The sequence below is a fragment of the uncultured Empedobacter sp. genome (assembly GCF_937930195.1).
In the GTDB taxonomy this organism is placed as follows: Bacteria; Bacteroidota; Bacteroidia; order Flavobacteriales; family Weeksellaceae; genus Empedobacter; species Empedobacter stercoris.
Genome location: NZ_CALGVK010000033.1, coordinates 33,250 through 43,240 on the forward strand (window position 1 = coordinate 33,250; position 9,991 = coordinate 43,240).

Sequence of the window (9,991 nt, forward strand, 5' to 3'; positions counted from 1 at the left end):
TTAATCTTCTTGCTTTCTTAACTTTAAAATATAATTTTCTAACTCTAACTCATCTGTGTCAACCAATTCAAAGTCATTATAATGCGCTAATTGAGATGTAAAAAACTCAACAACTTTATTTTTTTCAAGAGATGGATGTACTTTAATTCCATTGAATTTTATGTTCTTCATGTACACATAAAAATCATAGTCGAAATCAGTTTCTCCTAAATGTGTATTGGCAATTTTTCCTTTCCATTTGATATCAAAAACACCAAATTCTTCTGTATCTAAAAATGTAATTTCGTGTTGTGCAACGGTATCATTCCCTAACATCGAAACACCAAAGGCTAATTTTTCTGGTTCATCAAGATTAATCGGAAGTGGATCAATTTCGAATACTTTATTATTGAGCTGATTAAAATCTAATTGCTCATTATTCTCTATCTTAATTCCCTTATTGTTCCAATATGTGCTCGAAATAATGGCATGATCATAATTGATCCAAAGTTGTTTTGTAACATTTTCTTGCGAGATATCGTCTATTTCATCTAAATCGTCTTTATATTCCTCTTCTTGATCGTAATTATCAGATTCTAAATGAAGATCCATCCATAGATCAAAATTTTCATCAAGGCGAGCACTCCAAACAAAATCTATTACTTTGTGTCCGTTTGTAAATGGGCTATTTGAAAAGTATATTTTGTTATTTTCCTTACTCATAAATTGGGGTTTGACTTCTGTTTTTGAATTTACAACGATTATTCTATTCTGCAAAATTTTAAAAAATAATTGGATTACTTATTGAATATTGTCATTGATTTTCAAACAAATAAAAAAGTGCAATTTCTATAGAAATTGCACTTTTAAATTATTTAATATGTTTATAATTGAATTATAACGTTTCTTTTAACCATTTGAAAAATTCTGTATGCCAAATGATTGAATTTTGTGGTTTTAACACCCAGTGATTTTCTTCAGGGAAATAAATAAAACGAGATTTAATTCCTTTCAATTGTAAAATTTGATATGCCTCTTGTCCTTGTCCCATTGGTACACGGTAATCGTGTCCTCCAACATAAATTAACATTGGTGTATTCCATTTATTGACTAATTCGGTACTGCTTGGATCAAATTTAGTATATGTTTTTTGTGCAGCTTTATTGTTCGTTTCCCACCAAGCACCACCGGCATCCCAGTTTGTAAAGAAAATTTCTTCTGTTGTTCCGTACATTGATTTCAAATCGAACACACCATTATGCGAAATAAATGATTTGAAACGACCTTCGTGAATTCCTGCTAAATAATAAACAGAATATCCTCCGTAAGATGCACCAACAGCTCCACGACGATCTTTATCAACATATGGTTCTTTCGAAATATCATCAATTGCTGCTAGATAATCATCCATTACTTGCCCACCCCAATCTTTCGAAATTTGCTCGTTCCATTCTACTCCATGTCCTGGCATTCCTCTACGATTAGGCGCAATCACGATATAACCTTGAGCAGCCATTAATTGAAAATTCCAACGAGGAGAATAGAACTGAGTTAAAGCAGATTGTGGACCTCCTTGACAATATAATAAAGTTGGGTATTTTTTGTTTGGGTCAAAATTTGGTGGATAAATTACCCAAGCATGCATATCTTTTCCGTCTGTCGTTTTGATCGTTCTTGCTTTTACATCACTCAACGCAATGTTATCAAAAATGTCTTTGTTTTCGTTTGTCAATTGTGTTAACGATCCAGATTTAAGATCAACTACATATATTTCTGCTGCATGATTGATATCTGTTTTTGTTACGACAGCCTTATTCCCTACAACTTCTTTAATATCTGCTATATCAAAATCACCTTTTGTAATTTGCTTTATGAAAGGCATCTTTTTCATTTTGAAGTTGACATCAACTTCAAATAATTGAACAGTTCCTCCAACTGGTGCATTGAAATATATTTTTGTACCATCATTACTCCATTTGTAATTTTGTACAGTTCCGTCCCAATGTTTTGTAATATTTAGTTCAAGATCACCACGACGAACAATTAAATCATTTTTATCCGCTTCGTAACCATCACGCGCCATACTCAAAAAAGCGAAATCTCCTTGAGACGAGAAGCTTGGTGTATTGTCATACCCCATTTTTCCTTCTGTGATATTGGTCGTTTTCTTTGTTGTTAAATCGTATTGAAAGATATCTGTGTTTGTGCTCAACGCATAATCAGTACCAAATTTCTTTTTAGAAACATACAACACTTTTGTCCCATCTGGTGCCCAAACAAATTCAGAAACTGAATACGGTTCATCTTTTAAAACATCAATCTTTGTTGCATTTTCTTTATTTTCTGACACAAATAAATGTTCAAAATGACCATCGTTCCAAGTATCCCAATGTCTATAATTTAACTCATTGTAAATCTGCACATTTGATTTGTCCATTTCTGGATAATAATCTGACCCAAAAACCTTTTGTAATTTAACCTTTTCTGTTTCAGCTTTGTATTGTTGAGATTTATTTAATGAAACATCAGCCAATAGTGTTTTGTAGTCTTCAATTTCTGAAGCTTTACCACCTGCTAATGAAATCATATATGTTTTTGACGTGTCTTCTTGTGTTTTAACATCTGTAGATGTTACTTTGTAAATAAGATTTTTTTGATCTTTTGTTACTCCAACTGGAGAAACTTTTTTTACTTGCCATAGCAATTCTGGCGTCATCACTTTTTGTCCCATTGCTGTCGTCGTCATTAAAATACTTGCGACTAATATAGAAAATCTATTCATGTTAATTTTATTCAATTTCCTTGTAAAAATAACAATTCTTTATTGAGAAAGGTAAATATTCCCCATAAAAAAAGACATCATTCAATACAAAATGTATACAAATGATGTCTCCGCTAATAATTTTTTCAAATCGTCTAATCGATGTTTAAAATTAAGCTATATATTTTATATTTAATCCTTTAATTAAAAGTTTAACTTATTTTTATGAGTAAAAACTGGGATAATCGCTCCAAAAACTAAGTTTTGTTGTGAGAAGAAAAAATCTTGTTTTGCTTTATCCGATTTATTGGCAGTTGTACGAATATCATTCATATTAGCATAACCTCCTTTCATTTCTGCTTGTATAAAGAAATAATCCCAGAAAGTAAAGTTAATTCCGACCATTGCTGCTGTTGCAAAACCAGCTAAATGAAACTCATCGTAACGTTCGTTACTCATTAATTTCACATTAGAACGTGGGTATAAAATACCTGCACCCAAACCAGCAGTTACGTTAACATCTATTCCTTTTCCATTTTTAGTAATTGGAAAATGCTGAATATTATCAAAACGACGAATTTCTAAGTTCGCATAATTTAATCCATCTGTGTGCTCAAATGTTAAGAAATCTTCTGTTAATTTTTGATTGACATTATTATAATTTCCATCAAATTCAGAACCAGTATTAATCGATCCATTCATGTTAACCATTTGATCTTGATCCATTACATATTTCATGTGATCAATACCAAAAGAGATGTTCCAATTATCTGTAACAAAGTATCCTAAACGGAAATTATACTGAGGAATTGTCATTGATGTTGGATTGAAATACTTAATTCCAAAAGAAGTTTGACGGTCATGTGCCACTACATTGTCTAATGTAAAATCGTATCCATTTCCTTTGAATTGAATATCTGATTTTGTGTATTGCGCATGATTCCAACCCCAATAAACATAAAATTTTCCTTTATTATGTTTTCCTTGTCCAAAAGTAGTCGCCACCAAAGCTACTAAAAACATTACACTTATATACTTTTTCAAAATTTAAATTTTTGCAAATTTACCCCTAATATGAATGATTAAAAATGATTTATGATATCAATTTTGTATCTCTATATATTTTTAATCAATAAATATAATAAAGCGATATAAAATAAAATGATAAATATTTATTAATAATTTCTTTAGATATTTTGTAATTAAAAATTAAAATATATTTTTGTTGCGTCATGAAAGACAATCTGATCAAACATATCATTGGAATTTTTTTTACGCTTATTTTGGTGTTCAGCACGAACATGCAAGGTATTGCTGGGTACTTAGATTATCAGATAAAATTAGAGCAAAATGCTTGTGAAAATATAACAAGCGAATCAACGAAAGCGCTTTTTTCACAAACTTCTACAGAAGAAGAAAATCATCATACGTCTTCGAAAGAAATTACCGAAAAAATACATTATTTTCATGAGATCAATTTGTTTACATTTTTCAAATCAAAAGAAAATTCTTTTATAGACTTTCATCATTCCAAACTTTATTCATCTTTGAACAATAGAGTTACAACACCACCTCCTGAATTAATTTAATTTTTTTTTACAGATTATTTGCTTCATTCTCTTCCAATTATTGGAAATAGAACAGCAATATTCATATCATTTTTAAAAATAATAAATTATTCATTTTATATCATTATGAACATTTTTCAAAATTGGAAAAAGGACATACCAGCGAGTATTGTTGTCTTTTTCGTTGCATTGCCATTATGTTTAGGTGTTGCTTTGGCCAGTGGTGCGCCTTTATTTTCTGGGATTATTGCTGGAATTATTGGAGGAATTGTAGTAGGCTTAATTTCAAAATCACAAATCGGAGTTTCTGGACCAGCAGCAGGTTTAGTCGTTATTGTTTTAAATGCAATTACCGATTTAGGTGCTTATGAATTATTCTTAGTTGCAGTTGTAATTGCTGGTATATTTCAGATACTTTTAGGCATTATAAAAGCTGGTGTTATTGGGTATTACTTTCCTTCTTCAGTGATCAAAGGAATGTTATGTGCCATTGGTATTTCTATTTTCTTAAAACAAATTCCGTTAGCTTTCGGGTATCAAGGGAATTTTTCGTTTAGCGAATTCAGTTTTTCGAATGCTACACCAGGAGCGATTATTATCACCATAATTTCTCTATTTATCTTGATCGTTTGGGATAATATCTTAGGCAAAAAGTCTAACTTTTTCAAATTATTACCAGGATCGTTAGTAGCGGTTTTAATTGGAATTTTATATCAAATTACGATTGGAGACACCAATCACGAAGTATTCTCTATCGATCATAATCTATTGGTAAAAGTTCCTATTCCAGAAAGTATCACAGACTTCTTTGCTCAATTTACGACACCTGATTTTGCGAATGGATTAACGAATCCGTTAGTTTGGCAAACAGCCTTTACAATTGCCATTGTGGCTTCGTTAGAGTCTTTGCTTTCTGTTGAGGCAACTGATAAATTAGATCCATTAAAACGTCAAACGCCTACTAATCACGAATTAATTTCTCAAGGAATTGGAAATTCTTTATCTGGATTAATTGGAGGTTTACCCGTCACACAAGTAATTGTTCGTTCCTCTGCCAATGCGATGAGTGGCGGTCTTACAAAATTATCGACAATTACACATGGAATTTTATTATTAGTAAGTGTAATATCTATTCCAATTTTTCTAAATTTAATTCCGAATGCTGTATTAGCTTCTATCCTATTGGTTATTGGATATAAATTAGGTAATCCAAAACAATTTTTGGACATGAAAAAATTAGGAAAAGATCAATTAATTCCATTCGCTGTTACAGTGATTGCTATTCTTGCAACAGATTTGCTGAAAGGAATTATCATCGGTTTAATTGTTGGTGTTGTCGTTTCATTGATCAAATCGTATAATAATTCGCATGTGATGTTAGTAAAAGAAGGAAACATTTTTCATATGAATTTTGCTGAAGAAGTAACTTTTGTTAACCGCGGAGCAATTGTAAAAGAATTAGATGGATTGAAACCTGGATCTAACTTAGAATTAGATGTCCGTAAAACTCGAATATTAGATTATGATATCATCGAATATTTGGATGAATTTAAGGTAAAAGCTAAAAATAATAACATTAATATCCGATTAATTTCTGAACGTGGAACTGTCGATAATCCTCCCTCTTTTAGAGAATTTTTTGGTTACGTATTAGTCGCTGGAGCACATTAAAAAAAATAAAAACAAAACAATATAAAATGACAAACGAATATTACAAACAAATATTAGATAATAACAAAGCATGGGTTGAATCAAAATTAAATTTAGACCCCGATTTTTTCACCAAATTGGCTCAAGGTCAACAACCTCCTCTTTTGTGGATTGGTTGTGCTGATAGCCGAGTTCCAGCCAACGAAATTATTGGTGCGCAACCTGGTGAAGTATTTGTGCATCGTAACATTGCCAACATGGTTGTTCACACAGATATGAATATGCTTTCTGTGTTAGATTATGCTGTAAATGTCTTAAAAATAAAAGATATTATTGTATGCGGACACTATGGATGTGGTGGTGTAAAAACAGCAATGGGAAATGCTTCCGTTGGATTAATTGACAATTGGTTACGTCACATCAAAGATACTTATCGTTTCAATAAAGCAGAATTGGATGCCATTACAGATGAGAACACAAAATGTGATCGCTTAGTCGAAATTAATGCTGCTGAACAAGTTCTTAATTTAGCAAAAACGTCAATTGTACAAAATGCATGGGCAAAAGGTCAAGATTTACATGTGCACGGTTGGGTTTATGGAGTTAGTTCTGGTTTAGTAAAAGATTTAGGTGTGTCTCTTAATTCTAATGATGATTTGGAAGCTGTTTTCCAATTAAACATCTCTCACTAATTTTTTTTAGATAAGATTTTTAGAAATGTGAAATCCACTCGTTTGAGTGGATTTTGTTATTTTGATTCAAAATTTTTCCAAATTTCGAACTTTTTATCAATCTTTTCTTTTATTAGCAAATAATTTAGCTCTGAGTCTTCAACATGGTAAACAGATTTATTATCAATAATCTTTTGAAATAGATTTGTATAATCATCCAAATATGAACCATACATCTTAGAAAATTTAGAATCATTTTCATAATAATCTTTTGTAAAATTCTTACCAATTTCATTTAAATCAGAATCTAAAAATTTTCCGTCAGAATATTTAATAAGAAAAGTAGCTCCAGTAATTCTATTGCTCTTCACATCATCAATACCATCTTTTGTATCTTCAATCAATTCAGAAGAAATTAAATTATGATGAATACACCATTTTAAATACATTCCGATATGCGTAGAAGCATTTTCCTGAGTTAAATCTTTTGGATAATCATTTCCATAATGCCAAGAAGCATCATCGTACTTAGAAACTTGTTCAGTAAGTTTATTATTTTGCTTAGAACAATTTATATTAAAAATTACAAGTAATAAAAAAATCTTTTTCAAATCATATTATTTTCACATCAACTCATTACCGAATTAGCAAATTAACATTTTTTCGGCAACTCTTTCAAAAAATTATACCGTTTATTTTCAAAATCCATCATGCAATAAAAATGATTCAACCCATTTGTAACCATCAATAATTGAGAACCTAACACAATATTGTAACGTGCTATTTGATCAAAAGTTGCTTGCGAAATTGGTATATGAGGCGCTTTACATTCCACCATAATCCAAGGTTTTTCTTGTTGATAAACTACAATATCTGCACGTTTTCGCATTCCTGTGATATCAATAGGAACTTCTAAGGCAATCGCAGAAGTTGAATAACCTAAATCGTAGATTAAATAATTCAGAACGTGTTGCCTAACCCATTCTTCGGGTGTATAGACCAACCATTTTTTTCGAATCAAACAAAAGATATACAATTTATCTTGGGCTTGTTTCAATCTTATTTGGTATTTTTCGGAAAAATTTAATTGTACTAATTCAGTCATTGTATGAGTCCTGTAGAATCTTTGATCAAAGATATAAAAAACAAACACTATAAACCGATTTACTTCTTAGCGGGCGACGAACCGTTTTTCATCGATCAGGTAACTGATTTGTTAGAAGAAACTATTTTACCTGAAGAAGAAAAAGGATTTAATCAAACAATTGTTTATGGACAAGATGTAGAAATTGGACAATTAATTGGAATGGCGCGTCAATACCCAATGGGTGCGGAAAAATCGGTTGTTATTGTAAAAGAAGCTCAACATTTGAGTCGTTCGATTGATCAATTGGAAATGTATGCAAATCAAGTTCAAGATTCAACAATTTTAATCATCAATTACAAAGGAAATACATTAGACAAACGTAAAAAAATCTACAAGATTCTGAATGAAAAAGGGTTTTATTTTGAATTTAAAAAGATTTATGAAAGCGAAATTCCTGCTTGGATAGAACAAAAAGTAACTACCAATCAATTTAAAATTGAACCAAAAGCAAAGTTTCTATTGACCGAATATGTTGGTGCCGATTTATCTCGTTTGAACAATGAATTAGAAAAATTATTTACAATAGTTGGTGCTGATAAAACGATTACACCCAAACATATCGAAGAACATATTGGGATTAGCAAGGATTATAATGTATTTGAATTACGAAATGCAATCGAAACGAAAAATATCGAGAAAGCATTTAAAATTATCAAATATTTCGAAAAAAATCCAAAAGATAATCCGTATGTGGTTTCTATCACAACAATTTTCAATTTGTTTACGAATATCATTCAAATCCATGTGACAGCGGATAAATCGAAACAAAATCTGGCAAAAGTTTTAGGTATTAACCCTTATTTTGTACAAGGAATGATGACGGCAGCAAATAATTATCCGTTAAAAAAAGCAACGAGAATTATTTCTTTTATTCGCGAATATGACTTGAAAGGTAAAGGTGTTGGCACAACAGGAAATGTAACGCCAAGCCAATTGTTGATTGAATTAGTGTATAAAATTATGCATCTATAATTTTAAGAAATAATCTTATACTAAAAGTAAAATTAGAATAACTAAATTTGTAAAAAATAAAACTCACAATGGAAAATAACGTAAGAGAAGTCATCATTATAGGATCGGGACCAGCTGGTTATACTGCAGGGATTTATGCGGCTCGTGCTAATATGAATCCGTTAATTTTAACAGGAATGGAGCCTGGTGGTCAATTAACAACAACAACCGATGTTGAAAATTTCCCGGGTTATCCTGAAGCAGTAACTGGACCAGAATTGATGGCTGATTTACAAAAACAAGCAGAGCGTTTTGGAACTGAGATTAAATATGAATATGTAACGGAAGTAACTTTTGGAGAAAAAGAAGGTGATATCCACCATGTAAAAACAAATACAGCTGAGTATCAAACACGTTCTATCATTATTTCTACTGGTGCAACTGCAAAATATTTAGGATTAGATGATGAAACAAAGTATGCTGGTAGCGGAGTTTCGGCTTGTGCTACTTGTGATGGTTTCTTCTACCGTGGAAAAGATGTTGCTGTAGTTGGTGGTGGTGATACTGCTGCTGAGGAAGCTACATACTTATCAAAACTTTGTAATAAAGTCTATTTATTGGTTCGTAAAGACGAAATGCGCGCTTCTAAAGCGATGCAAGATCGTGTAGCTAATACACAAAATTTAGAGGTTTTATACAACCACGAATTAATTGGTCTTGATGGAAATAATGTTGTTGAGAAAGCTAAAATTATCAACAATGTAACGAATGAAGAAAAAGAATTAATTGTAGATGGTGTTTTTATCGCAATTGGACATAAACCAAATACAGATTTATTTGTTGGTAAATTGGATATGGACGAAACGGGTTATTTAATTACGCAAGATCGTTCGTACAAAACAAATATACCTGGAGTTTTTGCTGCGGGTGATGTACAAGATTCTGTTTACAGACAAGCAATTACAGCAGCAGGTGCTGGTTGTGGTGCAGCTTTAGATGCAGAACGCTATGTAGCAGAATTTTTTGAAGGATAATTATTCAGAAGAAATTATAAATACTAAAATAGCGAGCTAATGCTCGCTATTTCTTTTAATAAAATAAACAACTACAAATTATTTCAGGAATTTCTGTTGATATTCTTTTCTGTATGCATAATAAAATACAACTGGAAGAATTGTAAAGGATAGGATTAAACAAATGATTAATCCTCCTACAATCATAATTGCCAAAGGCTTTTGAATTTCTGATCCCATTCCGGTAGAAA

11 protein-coding genes are annotated in these 9,991 nt (G+C 31.2%); 5 read left to right on the forward strand and 6 right to left on the reverse strand.

Features of this window, described 5'->3' with window-relative positions:
* The 3 genes from Q0616_RS02020 to Q0616_RS02030 all read right to left on the reverse strand — a co-directional run bounded on the left by Q0616_RS02020 (position 1) and on the right by Q0616_RS02030 (position 3,784).
* Positions 1-702, reverse strand: coding sequence for a hypothetical protein (locus tag Q0616_RS02020; protein ID WP_188319875.1), 702 nt, complete (start codon positions 700-702; stop codon positions 1-3).
* A 172-nt stretch (positions 703-874) separates the two neighbouring features.
* A complete protein-coding gene (locus Q0616_RS02025) occupies positions 875-2,761 on the reverse strand; it encodes a S9 family peptidase (protein ID WP_225532427.1) in 1,887 nt (628 codons plus the stop codon).
* Positions 2,762-2,944: 183 nt separating this feature from the next.
* Complete coding sequence (locus Q0616_RS02030; protein ID WP_225532428.1) at positions 2,945-3,784, reverse strand: hypothetical protein; 840 nt, start codon at positions 3,782-3,784, stop codon at positions 2,945-2,947.
* Positions 3,785-3,972: 188 nt separating this feature from the next.
* Between Q0616_RS02030 and Q0616_RS02035 the strand changes: the two genes are divergently transcribed.
* From Q0616_RS02035 to can, 3 genes are all read left to right on the forward strand, one after another.
* The gene (locus Q0616_RS02035) at positions 3,973-4,329 is read left to right on the forward strand and encodes a hypothetical protein (protein ID WP_298774624.1); all 357 of its coding nucleotides are present in this window, start codon (positions 3,973-3,975) and stop codon (positions 4,327-4,329) included.
* A 105-nt stretch (positions 4,330-4,434) separates the two neighbouring features.
* Positions 4,435-5,979, forward strand: a complete 1,545-nt coding sequence (locus Q0616_RS02040) for a SulP family inorganic anion transporter (protein WP_298774627.1) — start codon at positions 4,435-4,437, stop codon at positions 5,977-5,979.
* 26 nt (positions 5,980-6,005) lie between these two features.
* Positions 6,006-6,650: a carbonate dehydratase gene (gene can / locus Q0616_RS02045; protein WP_171622307.1), complete on the forward strand. Its 645-nt coding sequence runs from the start codon at positions 6,006-6,008 to the stop codon at positions 6,648-6,650.
* A gap of 56 nt (positions 6,651-6,706) precedes the next feature.
* Here can and Q0616_RS02050 read toward each other — a convergent pair whose 3' ends face one another.
* Complete coding sequence (locus tag Q0616_RS02050) at positions 6,707-7,240, reverse strand: hypothetical protein (RefSeq protein ID WP_260542607.1); 534 nt, start codon at positions 7,238-7,240, stop codon at positions 6,707-6,709.
* A 41-nt stretch (positions 7,241-7,281) separates the two neighbouring features.
* Positions 7,282-7,734, reverse strand: coding sequence for a type I restriction enzyme HsdR N-terminal domain-containing protein (locus tag Q0616_RS02055; RefSeq protein ID WP_225539425.1), 453 nt, complete (start codon positions 7,732-7,734; stop codon positions 7,282-7,284).
* A 3-nt stretch (positions 7,735-7,737) separates the two neighbouring features.
* Here Q0616_RS02055 and holA point away from each other — a divergent pair, with 3 nt between their 5' ends.
* Complete coding sequence (holA, locus tag Q0616_RS02060; RefSeq protein WP_260542604.1) at positions 7,738-8,748, forward strand: DNA polymerase III subunit delta; 1,011 nt, start codon at positions 7,738-7,740, stop codon at positions 8,746-8,748.
* 68 nt (positions 8,749-8,816) lie between these two features.
* The gene (trxB, locus tag Q0616_RS02065; RefSeq protein WP_171622304.1) at positions 8,817-9,761 is read left to right on the forward strand and encodes a thioredoxin-disulfide reductase; all 945 of its coding nucleotides are present in this window, start codon (positions 8,817-8,819) and stop codon (positions 9,759-9,761) included.
* A gap of 78 nt (positions 9,762-9,839) precedes the next feature.
* Here trxB and Q0616_RS11875 read toward each other — a convergent pair whose 3' ends face one another.
* Complete coding sequence (locus Q0616_RS11875; protein ID WP_366940226.1) at positions 9,840-9,980, reverse strand: hypothetical protein; 141 nt, start codon at positions 9,978-9,980, stop codon at positions 9,840-9,842.
* Between the last annotated feature and the right edge of the window lie 11 nt (positions 9,981-9,991).

Coding starts and splice junctions, on each gene's coding strand:
- Q0616_RS02020 (WP_188319875.1), bottom strand. CDS start 702: ATGAGTAAGGAAAATAACAAAATATACTTTTCAAATAGCCCATTTACA.
- Q0616_RS02025 (WP_225532427.1), bottom strand. CDS start 2,761: ATGAATAGATTTTCTATATTAGTCGCAAGTATTTTAATGACGACGACA.
- Q0616_RS02035 (WP_298774624.1), top strand. CDS start 3,973: ATGAAAGACAATCTGATCAAACATATCATTGGAATTTTTTTTACGCTT.
- Q0616_RS02040 (WP_298774627.1), top strand. CDS start 4,435: ATGAACATTTTTCAAAATTGGAAAAAGGACATACCAGCGAGTATTGTT.
- can (WP_171622307.1), top strand. CDS start 6,006: ATGACAAACGAATATTACAAACAAATATTAGATAATAACAAAGCATGG.
- Q0616_RS02055 (WP_225539425.1), bottom strand. CDS start 7,734: ATGACTGAATTAGTACAATTAAATTTTTCCGAAAAATACCAAATAAGA.
- holA (WP_260542604.1), top strand. CDS start 7,738: ATGAGTCCTGTAGAATCTTTGATCAAAGATATAAAAAACAAACACTAT.
- trxB (WP_171622304.1), top strand. CDS start 8,817: ATGGAAAATAACGTAAGAGAAGTCATCATTATAGGATCGGGACCAGCT.
- Q0616_RS11875 (WP_366940226.1), bottom strand. CDS start 9,980: ATGGGATCAGAAATTCAAAAGCCTTTGGCAATTATGATTGTAGGAGGA.